Consider the following 17,263-nt stretch of genomic DNA (forward strand, 5'->3'; position numbering starts at 1 on the left):
TCGAATCCGGTCGGACCCGACTACTCCCGTGGCGGGCGTCGGAACACTCCGCCCTTGGTGCGGGCCAGTCGGTAGTCGATCCGATCGTCGACGTAGGTGCGCACCCGCGGATCGTCGGGCAGGCTCTCGATCACTTCGTCGGTGATGTATCCGGCGGCCCTATCCAGTCGACTGAGACGGGCGTCGAGCTCGCGTTTGCGGTAGTCGTACCGCAAGCCGCGGACGATCGCGAAACACATCAGCAACAGCACGACGGAGAACGGCAGGGCCGTGGCGATGGCTGCCGACTGCAGCGCCCCCAGGCCACCGGCCACCAGCAGCGAGATCGCCACCGCACCCTCGATCACCGACCACAGCACGCGCGACCAGGTCGGCGGATTCGGGTGGCCGCCGGAGGCCAGCATGTCCACCACCAGCGAACCCGAGTCCGACGAGGTGATGAAGAACAGGGCGATGACGATAATCGCCAGCACCGAGAAGACCTGGCCGAGCGGCAGATCGGAGAGGACCTCGAACAGGGTGGCCGGGGCGTCGATACTGGCCGCCCCGTCCTCCACGAGATCGCCCGGGCCGAAGAGCTGACGGAACAGTCCGGCGCCGCCCATCACCGCGAACCAGACGAAACCGACCACGGTCGGGGCCAGCAGCACACCGGTGATGAACTGTCGCACCGTGCGCCCGCGCGAGATCCGCGCGATGAACACGCCGACGAACGGCGCCCAGGAGATCCACCAGCCCCAGTAGAAGATGGTCCACGACTTGAACCAGACCTGGCCCTCCTCGGTGTTGTAGGCGCCGACGTCGAAGCTCATCTGCAGCACGTTGCCCAGGTAGAAGCCGAGCGACTCCACCAGGTTGCGGCAGATGAACAGCGTCGGTCCCAGCACGAGCACCGTCACGAGCAGGATCCCGGACAGCGACAGGTTGATGTTGGACAGCCACTTGATGCCGGCGCCGATACCGCTGATCACCGACATCGTCGCGATGAAGGTGATCACGGTGATCAGGACGATCAGCAGCGTCGTCGACGTCGGGTCACCGACCAGTCCGATCGCATCCAGACCGGCGGCGATCTGCTGCACACCCAGTCCGAGCGAGGTGGCCACGCCGAAGACGGTGCCCAGGATGGCGAGGATGTCGATGATGTCGCCCACCCGGCCCTTGACCCGGTCGCCGAACAGCGGTTCCAGCGCCCAGCGAATGGACACCGGACGGCCGCGGCGGTGGACCGCATAGGCCAGGGCCAGGCCGATCACCGCGTAGATGGCCCACGGGTGCAGGCCCCAGTGGACGAAGGTCTGCGCCATCGACAGCCCGGCGTTCTCGGTGGGATCCTGTCCCCAGCCCGGCTTCGGGTCGACGGTCGCGTAACTCAGGGGTTCGGCGACACCGTAGAAGACCAAGCCGATGCCCATGCCCGCGGCGAACAGCATGCTGAACCAGGAGAGCGTCGAATATTCGGGCTTCTCCCCGTCGCGTCCCAGGGTGATGGTGCCCAGCCGCGAGGCGCCCAGCGCGATCGCGAAGACCACGAAGCCCGCGACCAGCAGCACGTAGTACCAGCCGAGTTCCTCGACGATCCAGTTCTGCACCTCGCCGAAGACGCGGTCGGTCCCGTCCGGGGCGATCACCGCCACGATCACGACCGCGAGCACCAGGATCAGCGACGGCCAGAAGACGGGCGGAAAGATCCGCCCCCGCACCAGCCGGACCCCCTGGCGGGCCAGTTTCGCCGTGATCTCCTCGTCGCTGTCCTGCTCCTCGATGTGGTCGCCCGCCCTGACCCGTTCGATCCTGTCGTCGGTCGTCAGCGCCTCGTGCGCCGCGGTGCTGCGTTGATGGTCGGCGTCCGCCTCCGACACCTCGTCGACGTTCGGGCCCGAGGGTTCTTCCGACGTACCGTCTGTATCTGAACTCATGATCTCGTTGCATCCTCGTCAGGGTGGTAACTGCTTCCCGCGGCCACAGTCACATCGGAGTGCAAACGACGAGTCGTGCCGCGACGGCGATTTCGCTGCTCGACTAGTCCAGGGCGTCGATCACCGCCGCACCCATGCGCGCCATGTACTCGCGGGCGTTCGGAGAGATCAAGGTCATGTTCACAAAGCCGTGGATCATCGATCCGGCGCGCTCCAGCGTCACCGGCACACCGGCCGCCCGCATGGCTTCGGCGTAGGCGATGCCCTCGTCGCGCAGCGGATCGAACCCGGCGACGACCACGTAGGCCGGCGACAGTCCGGTGAGGTCCTCGGCGCGCAGCGGTGACACGCGCGGATCCGCCACCAGGGCGGGGTCGGGCAGGTAGCGCTCGGTGTAGTAGTCCATGTCGGCGCCGGTGAGGAAGAAGCCCTCGTCGAACTCGCGACGCGAATCGGTCTCGGCCCCCATGTCGGTGACCGGGTAGATCAGCAACTGCAGCTTGGGGACCACGGCGTCGCCGCGGGTCAGCTGCGCGAGCACCGCCGCCATCGCGCCACCGGCCGAGTCGCCGGCGACCACCAGCTGCGTCGGATCGATACCCCACGTCGGCGCCTGCTCCACGGCGTAGTGCCAGGCGGCCAGCGCATCGTCGATCGCGGCCGGGAACGGATCCTCGGGCGCCAGCCGGTAGTCCACCGACAGCACGTCGACGCCGGAGGCCACCGCGAGTGCGCGCACCGCGCTGTCGTGACTGCGTCGGCTGCCCAGCGCGAAACCGCCGCCGTGGAAGTAGACGATCAGGCCGCGCGGCGTCCCGGCCTCGGCGCGGTAGCGGGTGGCCTCCATCGGGCCTGCGGGTCCGTCGAAGACCAGGTCCTCGACGACGGCGAACGGCGGGAACGACTCGGCCAACGCCGCGGCGGTCGCATCCATGTGCTTGCGCGCTTCCGGCGGCGGCGGACCGGTCATCGCCATGCCCGGGACGTTGGCGGTCGCGGCGGCCACCAGGGCCATCTCCGGCGCGAGTCGCTCGCCGGCGCTGTTGACGGGCGTCCACCGCTCCGCGAGGCCCAGCACCGACGCCGGGATCCGACCGGCGACGCGGAACAGGCCGCGCTGCACACGGTCGAAAGCGGACAGATTGACTACTGTTGCACGGCTCACAATTTTCGACCGTATCACCGTCGCCTGGAGCGACCGCCGCCAGCGCACCCGACCGGCGGGCCCTAGACTTCCGGTATGCGCCTGCCATTTCGCACCCGGGTCGCCCTCGCGGCCGCAGCCTCCGCGCGTTGGGCCTCGCGCGCCGCCGGCCGCGGCAAGGGCTCGATGATCGGCGGTTTGGTCGCCGCCAAGATCGACCCGCAGATCATGGCTCGCCTGGCCGCCGGGAAACGCACCATGCTGATCACCGGCACCAACGGCAAGTCGACCACCACCCGTATGGCCGCGGCCGCCTTGGCCGAGCTCGGCGAGGTGGCCACCCAGCCCGACGGCGCCAACATGGATGCCGGCATCATCGCCACCCTGTCCCTGGCCCGCCCGGCCCCGATCGCGGCGCTGGAAGTGGACGAGTTGCACGTGCCGCATGTCAGCGACGCCACCGATCCGCAGGTCCTGGTGCTGCTGAACCTCTCGCGCGATCAGCTCGACCGCGTCGGCGAGATCAACGCCATCGAACGTCGCCTGCGCACCGGCATGGAGCGCCACCCCGACACCCTCGTCGTCGCCAACTGCGACGACGTGCTGGTGACGTCGGCGGCCTTCGACTCGCCGTCGGTCATCTGGGTGGCTGCGGGCGCAGGCTGGGTCGGCGACTCGGTGAGTTGCCCGCGCACCGGCGAACCCGTGGTGCGGCGCGGCGACGACTGGTACTCCACCGGTGATCCCGACTTCCGTCGACCGGTCCCGCAATGGTGGTTCGACGAGAAGAACATCTACGGCCCCGACGGATTTCAGGCCCCGATGACGCTCGCGGTACCGGGCCGGGCCAATCGTGGCAACGCCACCCAGGCGGTGGCGGCGGCGGTCGCGATGGGCGCCGACCCGACCGCCGCCACCGCGGCCGTCGGCACCGTCGGCGAAGTGGCCGGCCGCTACGGCTCGGTGCAGTTGGGCGAGCACCGGGTCCGCACCCTCCTGGCAAAGAACCCGGCCGGCTGGCAGGAAGCGCTGTCGATGATCGACACCGAGGCCGATTCGCTGGTCATCGCCGTGAACGGGCAGGTGCCCGACGGCGAGGACCTGTCCTGGCTGTGGGACGTGCGGTTCGAGGCCTTCGAGACCATGAAGGTGATCGCCGCCGGCGAGCGCGCCGCCGACCTGAGCGTCCGACTGCTCTACGCCGGTGCCGAGCACGTGACGATCGACGAACCGATGAAGGCCATCGCCTCCTGCCCGCCCGGCCGGGTCGAGGTGCTCGCCAACTACACCGCCTTCCGCGACCTCGGTCTGGCCCTGGAGCGCGCCGGTGCCACCCCGCTCGCCCCGGCCGACCCCGGCGCGGCGGCCCGCACGGAAGAGGACGCCCGATGAGTGAATCCACCCTGCGAATCGGCCTGGTGCTCCCCGATGTGATGGGCACTTACGGCGACGGCGGCAACGCCCTGGTGCTCCGGCAGCGCGCCCGCATGCGGGGCATGGACGCGGAGATCGTCGAAATCACGCTCGACGACGACGTCCCCGACTCGCTGGACGTCTACACCCTCGGCGGCGCCGAGGACTTCGCACAGCGCCTGGCCACCCGCCACCTCACCGCGCACCCGGGCATGCAGCGGGCCGCGGCCGCCGGGCGACCGGTGCTGGCCATCTGCGCCGCGATCCAGGTGCTGGGCCACTGGTACGAGACCGCCGCGGGCGAACGCGTCGACGGCGTCGGGCTCTTCGATGCGACGACGGCGCCGATGGCCGAACGCGCCATCGGCGAGCTGGTCACCGCGCCGCTGATCGACGGCCTGACCCAACCGCTGACCGGTTTCGAGAACCACCGGGGCGCCACCGTGCTGGGTGCCGATGCGCGTCCCCTCGGCACCGTGCGGCAGGGCACCGGCAACGCCCGCGACGGCCGCGTCGAGGGCGTCGCCCAGGGCAGCGTCCTCGGCACGTACATGCACGGCCCGGTGTTGGCCCGCAATCCGGAGCTCGCCGATTACCTGCTCGCGCAGGCCACCGGCGCCGACCTGGCCCCGCTGGAACTGCCCGAGGTCGATCGGCTCCGCCGCGAACGCCTGTCCGCCGCACGCTGACCGCGCCGGTCTCCGGCCGACGGCCCGTCGTCAGCTCTCCTTGTCGAGCGCACCCGACCTGATCATCGTCGTGAGTTCGTCCTGCGCGGCGCCCGAGTAGATCAGGTTCACGTACGGACCGTCGCTGCCCGTGCCGCCGTAGGCTGCGAGACCCGCCGCGGCCCCGGCGGCCGTGGGGACGGGCCCGGCGTCGGTGCGCTCGATGAGCCCGCTGCGCTCCAGCGCCGCATTGACGGCACGGACGGTGACCTGCGCGCCGTCGAGCAGCAGACCCGCCTCGTTCCACTGCGCCACCAGGTCCTTCCCGATGACGTGACCGGGTTCGTCACGGGCCACCGTGCGGTAGGCGACGGTGTCGGCCGCGAACCGGCAGTCGGCACGGGTCGCATACTTGTGCACCAGCGAGAACACCGGTCCTCGATCCTTCCAGCGCGCCTCCCCGCCGAAGACGATGAACAGGTCTTTCGCACGGGAGACCGCCACATTCATCAGGGGCAGGGTGCCGTCGATGAAGGAGGCCTGCTGCGACTGGTTGCCGTACACGGACGAGAACAACACCACCGGACGTTCGGCGCCCTGGAGTCGGTGCGCGGTGCCGACGGTGATCTTCTTCTGCAGGTCCGCACCCCCGAGTTCGCCGAGTTTGCGTGTGATCAGCCGCGCCTGCGCGGCGAACGGGGTGACCACGCCGATGACCGGGACCGCCGCGTTCGCGTCGGCGTTGTAGACCGCCTCGAAGTAGTCCCCGTTGTCCACCACCCACTGGGCGATCGCCTCGGCTTCGGGTTCGTTGACGCGGCTCGAGCCCGATCGGCTGTCCTGCGAACCGGGCACCTCGCAGAACAGAAAGGGGCTGGCCGTCTTGCCCGCCAGCTTGTAGCCCTCGATCGGCCGTCGGGGCTCCAACATGCCCTTGTACAACAGGTCGTTGCAGTAGTTGATGATTGCGGGGTGGCAGCGGAAGTGCTCGGAGAGGAACAGCCCCGGGAACTGTCCACCGCCGTATGACCATCCGGTGGCATTGGCGGCAGCCGCCATCACCGAGGACGGCTCCGAGGACGTCAGCCCGGCGGCTTCCATCGCGGGCCAGTGGTCGCCGAGTCCGTGCAGACCCGCGATCTCCCGATCGGATTCGGGATCGATGCTCCACACCGGAGCCAACTGGTTCACGTCGCCGACCACGACGGCACGCTTGGCCGTGGCGAAGGCGGCCGCCCCCACCGAGGCATCCACCTGACCGGCTTCGTCGACGATCAACAGGTCGGCGCGGCCGAGATCGAACTCCGGCTTGGCGGCGCGGGTGAAGAGTCTGAAGTACTTGGGCAACTGGTAGGCCGTCATCACGAAGCACGGCGTCAACGCCGGCGCCTGCCGCCAGTACGTCTCCATCACAGACGCGGTGGTTCGGCGACGGTGGTCGGCCGGGATCAGCTCGTCACCGGCGGCGATCTTGAGCCACTGCGCCTCGTACAGGTGCACCGCCATCCAGAACTGGGTGTACCGCACACTGGTGTCGAGCAGGGCGTCGAGGTCGAGCAGGCTGGTCGACGCGGCGATCGTCGCGGCGGAGTCGTCGTCGACGCTCCCGAACCGCCGGAGCCAGTCGAGCGCGTGGACGGTCGCCGCCGACGGCGCCATGGCGGCGGCCTCCCGGTGGCGAGCCTGGGTCTGCTGGTCGGCCAGGCGGTCGATCTCGGTCGTCCACCGTTGCACGTGAAACCGATAGAAATCGACGTAGCCGCGCAGGGTCGGCTGCCGCCGGGAGGGCTCGGCCGGGTCGTGATGCGCCTCGATCACGAACAGGTCATCCGCGGGTGTCCGGCCCGGCCGCGCGGCCGCCTCCTGCTCCCGCGCCGCCCAGAAGTCCAGGCGGGCCTGACACCGCTCCCGCTCACGCGCGCAGGAGCGGATCTGCTGTTCGATGTCGTCGCTGTGGCGGCGGCCGAGGGCGCGCTCGGCCGCGGCCTTTTCGGTGATCAGGATCCGACGGCACTCGTCGACCTTGGCCAGAGCCTTGGTCAGACCGGCGATCGCCGCATCCACGCTGTCGGCTCCGGCCACCACGCCTCCGGTAGCGACCGCATAGGCGCCGAGGCTCTTCAGAAAGAAGCCGGTGGCTGCGGCCACGTAGTCGGGGTCGGAATAGGCCGTGTACACGCCGCCTTTCCGAGTGTCTTCGACGAGATAGCCCGCTGCGCGCGCCTGTTGCGCCTTGCCCTGCGAGGGGCAGTAGGCGGCCAGTCCGGAGAGCGGGGTGTCGAACTTCTGCTCCTCGTCGACGGTGGGCAGCCACCGGTGATCGAGGGGACCCGGTTCGTCCTTGGTCACCGAACCGAACGAGTCGATGATGTTGGTGACGGCCTGGTTGTTGGTCGAGGTGCCGACGATGAGCGGTGCGGGCCGCCCCTCGAGCGCATGCGTGACGATGGTGCTCGCCACGATCGACTGCAGCATGGTGGTCTTCCCGGTCCCCGGCGGCCCGCTGACCGCGGTGACCGCAGAGTCCGGCGACTGCCGATCGGCGAGGAACGCGTGCACCGCGCGACGCTGCGAGGGGGTGAGCGCGAAACCGTCGCTCATGCTTCCGCACGACGCCAGCGCATGGGTCGCCAGCCGTTCCAGGTCGTCGTCGATGATGTCCGAGTCCCGTCGCCCGCGGGGCGCGAGCGAGAGCAGTTGCTCGTACGCGGGCACCTCCGCGGGTCGGTCCGCCACAAACGCGTAGAGGTCCAGGATCGCGCCGTTGGCGGTGATCACCTTCTCGGTGGAGATGAAGCAGGCGTGCCGGATCACTTCCCCGTCGCGCTGGGCCGCCGCCGTATCCAGCTCCCGGTCGCTGACCGCCGCGAACATCTTCAGCACGGCGTCGACGGCGTCGGTCCACGACTCGATCTGGGAGACGGCTTCCGGCCACTTCTTTCTGCGGTACTTCCAGAAGTCGGCGAGTGCACCGACCGTGAGATCGGGCGCGTCGATCGAGGGCGTGGACAAGCGACTCGCCGGAATCCACGGCGCGGCCGACGCCAGATCGGCGCTGAGCGTCCCGTCGGGCTGCAGCACCGCGGGCAGCAGAAGCAGGCCCGACTTCTGCCGCTGGCCCGCCAGCGTGACCAGGGAGATCACCAGATCGATCGGCGACGCCCGGGGGCCGGGAGCAGCGGGCGACTTCGCATCGCCCTGCCGCCGAGACCGCCCGCCGGGTTTCGCCTCGACCTTCTGGGCGAAGAGCGTGGCGACGGCTTCCGCCGAGAGAGCGCCGGATCGGACTTCCTCCAGCGGCACCTCGACGAATCGTGCCGCCGAACTGAATCCGTAATCCTGCAGATTCGACCGTTCCTGAATGTCGGAAAGGTAGTCGGTGAGCGCACGCACCGTCGGATCCACCCCCGCGGCCTTCGTCGCCGCAGCCTTCACCGCGGTCGCCGAGCCCTGCTCCGTAGCCATTGCTTCTCCCCCATTCACAACTCCCGGCAGACTACGCTGCCGGGCCGACTCGGGACGGCGAACCGCACACGGCCGTCCCGAGCCGATCCCCTCAGGCTGGGCGGGATTCGGGACCGCCGTGCGGAATCTTCAGGCATTCCAAGGCGACCCGGATGTACTCCTCATGGTTGGCACGATCATCGGCATACGCCAGGATTCCCTGGTCGTAGACCCCGCAACCCTCGAACAGGTACACCTGCACTTGCGGATCGCCGTCGCAGACGCTGACGATGTCCTCGCGATACGGGTATCGGGAGTTCTCCCCGAAGTGGAACTCCACCGGATAGTGCTGCGACAGGAACTCGACGAAGTTCTCGAAGCCCTCATCGTCGTCGCCGCCCACGTGCGCCACCATCCGACCATCGGCGTAGAGCTCACCGTGGTAGGTGTCCTCGGTCTCGTCGTAATCGCCGGTGTGGTGGTCGTGCCATCCGGGGGTGAAACTCCCCCAACTGACGTAGGTCACATCCATGGTCTCTCCTGCTGCTAGGTGGGTCATATCGTCATCGGTCATCGGTCGTCGGTTCAGGCCGGTTCCTCACCGGTCATCACCACCTTGCCCGCGGCCTGATCCCATCGGAACTCGGCCGTGGTCTGACCCGTGGCCCCGGCGGTGCTTTCGCCCGGCCGCCGCCAGCGCCAGGTGACCCGGATCGTCGAATCGTCGATCCGAGTGACCGTCGGCGCGAATCCGTGGGCGCGGGCGGTGGCGGTGCCGATGTACTGGCCCTGGTGGAAGAGCATGATCTGGTACGGCGACGACGCCGTTCCCCCTTCGATGGGCAGCACGATCCATGACAGTGCCGCGCACGGGTCGTAGTCCTCGACACTCGCGTACTCGGTGCTCCACGCCCAACCCCGGAACTCCGGCACCTTGCCGACGTTCGCGGCCACCGCCTGCGCGCCGGTCATCGACGCGCACGTCTTCTGGCCTGCGGGCTTGCCGGGCTTGGCCGTGAACAGTTCGGTGCGCTCGCGCGCCATGAAGGCCCCCGCGCCGGATTCACTGTCCCAGCAGGTCAGGCCCACCTCGGCCGAGTGACAGACGTAGGGGCCGTAGTACACGGTCTGCCCGTACCCCACCACCTGCGGCTTCAGCCGATCGCTGCCGCCGAAGGCCCGGTCGGCCCAGGGCGGCACGTCGCTGCCGTGGTAGGACATGTCCGCCACGCCGCCCTTGATCGTGAGGGTGTCGATGGCGCCGCCGTTGCGGTCGACCCCATACGGCTTGTCGGTGTTGTAGCTGGCCACCCGGCACTGCAGCCCCTGCGCGTCGATCCCGCATCCGATGTTTCCCGAGGGCACCTTGAACACGGCGATCGGCGAGCCGTACGGAGGCTTCTTCACCGTGCTGATCGGGGAGGCATCCGCCGGTATCGGCCCGCCCGCATAGGCCGGCGCACCGGGCACCGGCCCGGCGGCGGGGGCCTCGCTCTTGTTCTCGGGGGATGCCGCCGGCGACGAGCCCGCAGCCGGGTCGGCGGACACCGCGGACGTCGGCGCGGCGGTGGTCGCGTCACCGTCCCGCGCGTCGCTGACCACCACCACGGTGACCAGCGCGACGATGACGGCCAGTACGCCGGCGATCGCCGCCAGCCCCTTGGCGCTCAGGAGCGCTGCCCACTTCACCGTGCATCACCGCTTACGAGATCGAGGCGGACGGATCCGCGGAGAGGGCCTGCGTGCGGGTGTCCGCTTCGGCAGAACCGGTGAGAGAGCCAGTCGGTCATGGCGCTAAACCTACGAAGATCCCGAATATCCGCAAGTCGTTGCGGGAGAAAACCGGGAAGAGCGGCCGGCGCGAGCGCGACGCGCATCGCCGCGAATGTTCAGCCGCGATAATTGTTATCACACCCGGAAAAATCGGACTATGAGATGGCTCACACATCGTCGCCGACGTCAGGATTTCGCGGTCAGCTCGTCAGGAGTTCGCAGCGGTTGCGGGTGCCGTCGACGGCGAACCAGCCCTCTTCGAATCGCTGCCACGCGGCGAGCAGCGGACGCTGATCCTCGCCGTCGCGCGCCACCGCGCGGGTCAGCCGTGCGGCACTGTCGGGTCCGTCGAGCCAGAACCCGCGAGCGAGCCGCTCGGCGATCGCCGAGCGCGCGGAGGTGACGCCCTCCAGGATCAGCAGCGGCGCCCAGCGGAGCAGTTCCACGGGTCCGAGGCGGGGTACACCGTCGATCCAGACCCGCGGACGGTAAGCGAGGTCGTGGCCGCGGTGAAACGGAGCCAGCACGTCGCGCTCCAATTCCGGCCACCAAGCCGCCGGGTCGTCCCACGTGGCGTAGTCGTCGGTGCGGATCAGGACCGCCGAGCGGCCGCGCCGCGCGAGCCCGGTGACCAGCGCGTCGGCGAAGGTGCTCTTGCCCGCGCCGGACGGCCCGTCGATCGCGACGATGCCACTGCCCAGCTCGCCGCTGTCCGCGATCCGCTGCGCGGTCGCGAGCAGATCCGGTTCCACCGAGCACGACAGCGTGCTGTCAGACATCGGTGCGACTCTTCGACACACCGATCACGCTAGCCGAATCCTCACGCCAGGATGCGACGACCCGACAGTGCCCGGCCGAGAGTGAGTTCGTCGGCGAACTCGAGGTCGCTGCCCATCGGCAGACCGGAGGCCAGGCGGGTCATCGAGAGACCCGGGAAGTCCTTGAGCATGCGCAGCAGGTAGGTCGCGGTCGCCTCCCCCTCGGTGTTCGGGTCGGTGGCGATGATGATCTCGCTGACGTCCACGCCGTCGGGCTGATTGGCCAGGCGCTGCAGCAGCTCCCGGATCCGCAGCTGGTCGGGACCGATGCCCGACAACGGGTCCAACGCACCGCCCAGCACGTGGTAGCGACCGTCGAACTCCTTGGTGCGCTCGATCGCGTAGATGTCCTTCGGTTCCTCGACCACGCAGATCTTGGTCGCGTCACGTCGCGCATCGCTGCAGATACGGCAGAGGCGCGCGGCGGCGATGTTGCCGCACTCCTCGCAGAACGCGACATTGTCGCGCACCTCGCCGAGGGCGGCGACCAGCCGGTCGATCTCGCTCTTGTCCCCGGCCAGCAGGGCGAAGGCGATGCGCTGGGCACCCTTCGGACCCAGCCCGGGCAGCTTGGCCAGCTGGTCGATCAGTACCTGGATCGGCCCCTCGTACATCAGGCCCCTTCAGCAGTGGTGGTTCAGCCCAGTCCGGGCATGCCCCCGGCCAACGGGCCGAGCTTCTGCGCGGACAACGCTTCGCGCTTGGTCACGAGTTCGGCGAGCGCGCCGAGCAGCAGGTCTTGCAGGGTCTCGATGTCCTCCGGGTCGACCACCTCGGGCGAGATGGTCACGCCGGTCACGTCGCCGGTGCCGTTACCGGTCACGGTGACCAGGCCGTTGCCCGCCTGTCCGGTGAGCTCCGCGGCCGCGATCTCCTGCTGCGCGGCCAACAGCTTGGCCTGCATCTCCTGGGCCTGAGCCAGCAGGCCGGCCATCGGGTTGTCGCCGCCGCCACCGAGGAGGGCGCTGGGATCGAATGCGTCAGTCACGACCTCCAGCGTAGTCGCTGCCACCGACGGCAGCGGCCCGCCACCCGGCCGGGTGCGTCTCACCCGAGGTCGATGAGGCCGTCGCTGGTCCGCGGGACGGCTGCGTCGTCCCCGAAATCGAAGGTCGGCGCGGCGAAACCGCCGGACAGGGCGCTCGTCTTCGCCGCCGCCAGTGCTTCCCGACGATCGGCCAGGTCGTCCAGCGCGGCGACGATCAGGTCCTGCAGTCGGCCCAGGTCGTCGCGGTCCAGCGCGGGATCGATGCGCACCGCCGACACGCGCCCCACCCCGTCGCCGGTCACCGCGACCTCCCCGCCCGGGCTGCTGCCCGACAGCTCGGCGGCCATGATCTCCTCCTGCATGGCGAGGAGGCGGTGCTGCAGCTGCTGCGGGTCGAAGGATTCGGTCATGCGCCCAGGCTAGCCAGGCCGCTCACGCCAGCAGTCGGGCGACCTGCTCGGCGATCTCGTCCACGGTCTGCCCGCCGGCCGGCGCCACCTCGAAAGACAGCACCTCGTCGGCGAACAGCGCGGTGGCACGGCGGTTGAGGGCGAACTCGAAGCGGTCGGCCACGCGCCGCCACTGCAGCACGCCCCCGTAGACCGGCGCGCTGGCCCCGGTGGTGACACAGTGTTCGTCGGCCCGCGGCCCCCCGGGCAGGTCCCGCTGAATCTGGAAGCAGGCATCGGATTCGGGGTCGAGGAAGACCACCGCCTCACACCCCAGGTCCGGATGGTGCTCGTAGGACGCGATGATCGCCATGCCCGCAAGCGTAGCGGCGCACGCGTCCGCCGCCGCAACATCGGTTTCCGGTCCCACCGTCGGTCCGGGTTCACGCCCGCCGTCTAGATCGACGGGGCGAACCGAAACCCGGGGCGGGAACCGAAAGCGATGGTGCCGGTCAGCGTCGGTCGGAGACGAAGTGGCGCTCGACCCCGGTGATCGGGTCGACGAAGCGCAGCGACGACGCGATCAGGTGCAGCGGCCGGGAGAAGTCGCCGCGCTCGGGCGCCGACGCCAGTTCCGGGTCGACGGTCGGGTACAGCGGATCCCCGAGGATCGGCACGCCCAGGCCCGCCATGTGCAGCCGCAGCTGGTGGGTGCGGCCGGTGTGCGGGATCAGCCGGTACTCCCCCAGCCCGTCGTCTCGGACCCCGAGCAGGCTGATGTCGCTGATCGCGTTGACCGGGCCGTCGACGACGAGGGCACGCAGATCACCGGAGGTCTTCTCGATCCGGTTGGCGATGTGGACCGGGTCCGCGAGCCGCTCGGCGACCGGGGCGATCGCGCGATACTCCTTGTGCACCAAGCGATCCGCGAACAGCGACTGATACGCCGCGCGTTCGCTGGGCTTGCGCGTGAACAGCAGGACGCCGGCGGTCAGCCGGTCGAGTCGGTGCGCGGGCGCCAGGGCGTCCTCGTCGAGCAGCCGACGCAGACGCACCAGCGCCGTCTGTGTCACGTGCTGCCCGCGCGGCATGGTCGCCAGGAAGTGCGGCTTGTCCACCACCACCAGGGAGTCGTCCCGGTGCAGGATCCTCAGTTCGAAAGGCACGTCGAACTCGTCGGGCAGCCCCCGATAGAGGTAGACCGGCGTCGGCCGCACCACCGGGCCGTCCAGGTCCACGGGCGCCCCGTCGAGGTCGACGACCTCACCGGCGGCGTGCTGCGCGGCCAACGCGTCACCGGTCAGGCCGGCCAGCGGGGGCGCGGCCAGCAGCGCCTCGGCGACGGTCGGCACCCGGCCGTCCCACAGGTCCGGCCGCAGCACCACCCGCGTGGCGTCCACCCCGTGCCGCGGCGGCAACGGTTTGGTGCGACGCCGGCCCCGCCTGCTCAGAGAATCAGCTTTCCAGGCGGCGCTTGACGTTGCCCAGCAGCTCGTCCTGGATGCGAGCCAGACCCTTGGGCGCGAAGGTGCGCTCGAAGAAGCCCCCGATGCCGCCGGCGCCCTTCCAGCTGGTGGTGGTCTCCAGCCGGGTGCCGCTGCCCGCCGGACGGACACGGTAGACGGTGACCAGCGTCGAGTTGCGGTCGGTCTCGATGACCGAGTCGGCACCGACGGTGATGTCGGCCAGCACGTCGCGCGAACGATTCTCGGTGGCCTGCAGAATCCAGTGCACCACCGTGCCGGCGCCGGTCCCGCCCGACTCCACGCGGTAGTCGCGGTAATTCGCGGGGAGGACCTCCGGCCGCACCGTCTGGTAGTCGGACAGCGCGGCGAGCACCTGCTCCGAGGTGGCGGCGATGTCGATCGAAGAGGTGGCAGAAACCTGACCCACGGCAGCAGACTCCTTGTGTCGCTTGGAAAATAGCGGTATCGCTAGAACCGGCCCGCAAACACCGGGCCGACTCCAGCGTACCGAGCCTCGCGCTACGGTGGAGGGGTGACTACTGCGCGACGAGAGTACGGCACCGCAGCATTCCGCCGGGGGGTGGATCGCCTACTGACCAGCTATCGAGCGATTCCGCCGGGTGCCGACGTCCGGCTGGCGAAGAAGACGTCGAATCTGTTCCGCAAGCGCGCCGACAACCCGGCGCCCGGACTGGACGTCTCGGAGCTGGCGAGCGTGATCTCGGTGGACCCGGTCGCCCGCACCGCACAGGTCGCCGGGATGACCACCTACGAGGATCTGGTCGCCGCGACCCTGCCGTACGGGCTGGCCCCGAAGGTGGTCCCGCAGCTGAAGACCATCACTCTCGGCGGCGCCGTGACCGGCCTGGGCATCGAGAGCACGTCGTTCCGCAACGGCCTCCCGCACGAGTCCGTTCGGGAGATGGAAATCCTCACCGCCACAGGCGATCTGGTGATCGCACGGCCCGACAACGAACACGCCGATCTCTTCTACGGCTTCCCCAACTCGTACGGCACGCTCGGCTACTCCGTGCGCCTGGAGATCGAGCTGGAGGCGGTGCCGCCGTTCGTGGAACTGCGGCACGTCCGGTTCCGGTCGATCGAAGACCTGCAGGCCGAGATGATCGCCATCGTCGACTCCCACGAGTACCGCGGCGAACGCGTCGACTACCTCGACGGCGTGGTCTTCACCCGCGACGAGTGCTACCTGGTGCTCGGCCGGCAGACCGACGAGCCCGGCCCGGTGAGCGACTACACCGACGCCGACATCTTCTACCGCTCCATCCAGCACGACGACGTCGACGAACCGACCCGCGATCGCCTCACGATCGGCGACTACCTGTGGCGCTGGGACACCGACTGGTTCTGGTGCTCGCGGGCGTTCGGTGCCCAGAATCCGCGTATCCGCCGGTTCTGGCCGAAGCGCTACTTGCGGTCGAGCTTCTACTGGAAGCTCATCGGCTACGACCACCGATGGAACATCGGCGACAAGCTCAACGCGCGCAAGGGCCAGCCGCCCAGCGAGCGCGTGGTGCAGGACATCGAAGTACCCATCGAACGCACCGCCGACTTCATCAACTGGTTCCTCGACGAGATCCCGATCGAACCGATCTGGCTCTGCCCGCTGAAATTGTCGTTCGACGACGAGGGCCCGGCGCGCGAGACCGTTCCCGACCCCGGTCAGCCGTGGACGCTGTACCCGCTCAAGTGCGGCCACGCCTACACCAACGTCGGGTTCTGGTCGGGCGTGCCGGTGACCCCCGGGCAGCCCGGGCACGCCAACCGCCGGATCGAACGCAAGGTCAGCGAACTCGGCGGCCACAAGTCCCTCTACTCCGAATCGTTCTATCCGGAGGAGGAATTCGATGCACTGTATGGATCGGTCGGCTATCGGACGCTCAAGGGCAAGTATGACCCGCGCGGACGACTGCTGACCCTTTACGAGAAGGCGGTCAAGCGCGCATGAATCTGGCGGAGATCTTCTCCACGCTGATGGGCAAGGAACTGGCCATCCGGTTCACGGCCTACGACGGCTCCAGCGCAGGTCCCGAAGACGCCGAGTTCGGTCTCGACCTGCTGACCCCGCGGGGCACCACGTACCTGGTGACCGCCCCCGGCGACCTCGGCCTGGCCCGGGCCTATGTGTCCGGCGATCTGGCGTTGGTCGGCGGCCACCCCGGCGACCCGTACGGTGCGCTGCAGGCCCTGGCCGGCGACCTGAAGTTCACCAAGCCCAGTCCCCTCGTGCTGGCCAGCGTGGCCAAGTCGTTGGGGCTCGAGCACTTCAAGCTGATCCCGCCGCCGCCGCAGGAGGCACTGCCCCGCTGGCGCCGCTTCGCCGAAGGCTTGCGGCACAGTCGCGAGCGCGACGCCGAGGCCATCGGCTACCACTACGACGTCTCCAACGAGTTCTACGAGATGGTGCTCGGGCCGGCGATGACGTACACCTGCGCCGTCTACCCGGACCGCGACGCCACCCTGGAGGAGGCGCAGGAGAACAAGTACCGGCTGGTCTTCGAGAAGCTGGCGCTCAAGCCCGGCGATCGCCTCCTCGACATCGGCTGCGGCTGGGGCGGAATGGTGCGGTATGCCGCGCGACGGGGCGTGCATACCCTCGGTGTCACGCTGTCGGCCGAGCAGGCCGCCTGGGCGCAGCAGAGCATCGTCGACCAGGGCCTCGGCGAGTTCGCCGAGGTGCGGCACAGCGACTACCGCGACGTGGCCGAGTCCGGCTTCGACGCCGTGAGCTCGATCGGCCTGACCGAGCACATCGGCGTGGCCAACTACCCGTCGTACTTCGGTTTCATGCGGGACAAGCTCCGGCCCGGCGGACTGCTGCTGAACCACTGCATCACGCGCCCGGACAACAGTTCTCGCAACAAGGCAGGGCCGTTCATCGACCGCTACGTGTTCCCCGACGGGGAACTGACCGGTGTGGGCACCATCATCAGCAAGGCCCAGGACATCGGCGGGCTCGAGGTGCTGCACGAGGAGAACTTCCGCGAGCACTACGCCATGACGCTGCGCGACTGGAACGCGAACCTGGTGGAGAACTGGGATGCGGCGGTCGCCGAGGTTGGCGAGGCCACCGCCCGCCAGTGGGGCCTGTACATGGCCGGCTGCCGGATCGGCTTCGAGCGCAGCCTGGTGGAACTGCACCATGTGCTGGCGGTCAAGACCGAGTCCGACAAGCGGCCGAACACTCCGCTGCGCCCCTGGTGGACGCCCTAGCGGCTCCGGC

General features: G+C 69.3%; 16 protein-coding genes. 4 read left to right on the forward strand and 12 right to left on the reverse strand.

Going from position 1 to position 17,263, the window contains the following annotated elements; all coding sequences use genetic code 11:
- Positions 1-20 precede the first annotated feature (20 nt).
- Both ACFFJD_RS00810 and ACFFJD_RS00815 read right to left on the reverse strand, forming a co-directional pair.
- Positions 21-1,919 (reverse strand): BCCT family transporter, encoded by a 1,899-nt coding sequence (locus tag ACFFJD_RS00810; protein ID WP_382359471.1) that lies wholly within the window; start codon positions 1,917-1,919, stop codon positions 21-23.
- Between the two features lie 103 nt (positions 1,920-2,022).
- On the reverse strand, positions 2,023-3,084 hold the full coding sequence (locus ACFFJD_RS00815) for an alpha/beta hydrolase (protein WP_382359474.1): 1,062 nt from the start codon (positions 3,082-3,084) through the stop codon (positions 2,023-2,025).
- A gap of 75 nt (positions 3,085-3,159) precedes the next feature.
- Between ACFFJD_RS00815 and ACFFJD_RS00820 the strand changes: the two genes are divergently transcribed.
- Both ACFFJD_RS00820 and ACFFJD_RS00825 read left to right on the forward strand, forming a co-directional pair.
- Entirely contained in the window at positions 3,160-4,455 is a 1,296-nt protein-coding gene (locus ACFFJD_RS00820; RefSeq protein ID WP_382359477.1) for a MurT ligase domain-containing protein, read from the forward strand.
- Complete coding sequence (locus ACFFJD_RS00825) at positions 4,452-5,165, forward strand: type 1 glutamine amidotransferase (protein ID WP_382359480.1); 714 nt, start codon at positions 4,452-4,454, stop codon at positions 5,163-5,165. The genes ACFFJD_RS00820 and ACFFJD_RS00825 overlap by 4 nt, the downstream gene beginning before the upstream one ends.
- 30 nt (positions 5,166-5,195) lie before the next feature.
- Here ACFFJD_RS00825 and ACFFJD_RS00830 read toward each other — a convergent pair whose 3' ends face one another.
- From ACFFJD_RS00830 to ACFFJD_RS00875, 10 genes are all read right to left on the reverse strand, one after another.
- Positions 5,196-8,609, reverse strand: a complete 3,414-nt coding sequence (locus ACFFJD_RS00830) for a DEAD/DEAH box helicase (protein WP_382359483.1) — start codon at positions 8,607-8,609, stop codon at positions 5,196-5,198.
- Between the two features lie 91 nt (positions 8,610-8,700).
- Positions 8,701-9,162 (reverse strand): hypothetical protein, encoded by a 462-nt coding sequence (locus tag ACFFJD_RS00835; RefSeq protein ID WP_382359485.1) that lies wholly within the window; start codon positions 9,160-9,162, stop codon positions 8,701-8,703.
- Between the two features lie 11 nt (positions 9,163-9,173).
- Positions 9,174-10,277: an LppP/LprE family lipoprotein gene (locus ACFFJD_RS00840; protein WP_382359488.1), complete on the reverse strand. Its 1,104-nt coding sequence runs from the start codon at positions 10,275-10,277 to the stop codon at positions 9,174-9,176.
- Positions 10,278-10,561: 284 nt separating this feature from the next.
- Complete coding sequence (locus tag ACFFJD_RS00845) at positions 10,562-11,140, reverse strand: hypothetical protein (protein ID WP_382359491.1); 579 nt, start codon at positions 11,138-11,140, stop codon at positions 10,562-10,564.
- 41 nt (positions 11,141-11,181) lie between these two features.
- On the reverse strand, positions 11,182-11,793 hold the full coding sequence (gene recR / locus ACFFJD_RS00850) for a recombination mediator RecR (RefSeq protein WP_382359494.1): 612 nt from the start codon (positions 11,791-11,793) through the stop codon (positions 11,182-11,184).
- 23 nt (positions 11,794-11,816) lie between these two features.
- Positions 11,817-12,167 (reverse strand): YbaB/EbfC family nucleoid-associated protein, encoded by a 351-nt coding sequence (locus ACFFJD_RS00855; RefSeq protein WP_382359497.1) that lies wholly within the window; start codon positions 12,165-12,167, stop codon positions 11,817-11,819.
- A 59-nt stretch (positions 12,168-12,226) separates the two neighbouring features.
- On the reverse strand, positions 12,227-12,577 hold the full coding sequence (locus ACFFJD_RS00860) for a YbaB/EbfC family nucleoid-associated protein (RefSeq protein ID WP_382359500.1): 351 nt from the start codon (positions 12,575-12,577) through the stop codon (positions 12,227-12,229).
- Between the two features lie 22 nt (positions 12,578-12,599).
- On the reverse strand, positions 12,600-12,929 hold the full coding sequence (locus tag ACFFJD_RS00865; RefSeq protein ID WP_382359503.1) for a hypothetical protein: 330 nt from the start codon (positions 12,927-12,929) through the stop codon (positions 12,600-12,602).
- 139 nt (positions 12,930-13,068) lie between these two features.
- Positions 13,069-13,974: a pseudouridine synthase gene (locus ACFFJD_RS00870; RefSeq protein ID WP_382359506.1), complete on the reverse strand. Its 906-nt coding sequence runs from the start codon at positions 13,972-13,974 to the stop codon at positions 13,069-13,071.
- A 37-nt stretch (positions 13,975-14,011) separates the two neighbouring features.
- Complete coding sequence (locus ACFFJD_RS00875; RefSeq protein ID WP_382359509.1) at positions 14,012-14,449, reverse strand: SRPBCC family protein; 438 nt, start codon at positions 14,447-14,449, stop codon at positions 14,012-14,014.
- Between the two features lie 105 nt (positions 14,450-14,554).
- Here ACFFJD_RS00875 and ACFFJD_RS00880 point away from each other — a divergent pair, with 105 nt between their 5' ends.
- Entirely contained in the window at positions 14,555-15,988 is a 1,434-nt protein-coding gene (locus ACFFJD_RS00880) for an FAD-binding oxidoreductase (protein ID WP_382359512.1), read from the forward strand.
- The gene (locus ACFFJD_RS00885) at positions 15,985-17,253 is read left to right on the forward strand and encodes a class I SAM-dependent methyltransferase (protein WP_382359515.1); all 1,269 of its coding nucleotides are present in this window, start codon (positions 15,985-15,987) and stop codon (positions 17,251-17,253) included. Before ACFFJD_RS00880 ends, ACFFJD_RS00885 begins: the two co-directional genes overlap by 4 nt.
- Positions 17,254-17,263 lie beyond the last annotated feature (10 nt).

The organism is Gordonia phosphorivorans, assembly GCF_042432625.1.
GTDB lineage: Bacteria > Actinomycetota > Actinomycetes > Mycobacteriales > Mycobacteriaceae > Gordonia > Gordonia phosphorivorans.